The sequence below is a fragment of the bacterium genome, from assembly GCA_024224155.1.
In the GTDB taxonomy this organism is placed as follows: Bacteria; Acidobacteriota; Thermoanaerobaculia; order Multivoradales; family JAHEKO01; genus CALZIK01.
Window position 1 is genome coordinate 1 of sequence record JAAENP010000535.1, and the last position, 585, is coordinate 585.

General features: G+C 66.0%; 1 protein-coding gene. It reads right to left on the bottom strand.

Going from position 1 to position 585, the window contains the following annotated elements:
- A partial coding sequence (locus GY769_25010; GenBank protein MCP4205184.1) for a dehydrogenase occupies positions 1-585 on the bottom strand: 585 nt, incomplete at both ends.

The window sequence follows — 585 nt, forward strand, 5'->3', positions numbered from 1 at the left end:
AGCCCGGGCCTGGGGCGGCGCGCGAGCTCTCCCAAGGTTTGGTTGGTCGAGGGCTGGTGGCCTTTGAGCGGCAGGAGGCGTTCGTGGATGGCGTCGATGAGCCAGTGCGGCTGGGGGAAGAACGACTCCTCGAGCTCGGCCGCTGGGGTGATCCAGTTGCGTGAGCCGACGACGACCGGCGGGGCGTCCAGGTAGTCGAAGGCGAGTTGGGTGATGTTGGCAGCGACAGTCTGCATCACCGAGCCGCGCTCGACGGAGTCGGAGACGAGCAGTGCCTTGCCGGTCTTCCGGACCGATTCGACGATGGGCTCGTAGTCGAGCGGGTTGACCGCGCGGAGGTCGATCAAGTCGGTGGAAAGGCCGAAGCCGGCGGCCAGCCGATCGGCAGCCGCGGCGGCGGTGTACAGAGCTGGCCCGAAGGTGATCAGCGTGAGGTCTTTGCCTTGCCTTTTGACCGATGGCTCGGAGAGGTCGATCTCGTAGTAGCCCTCGGGCACGCCCGCTTCGCGAAACATCGCGCCCATGTCGTAGACCTTTTGGCTTTCGAAGAAAACCACCGGGTCGGTTCCGGCAAGCGCGGCGTTC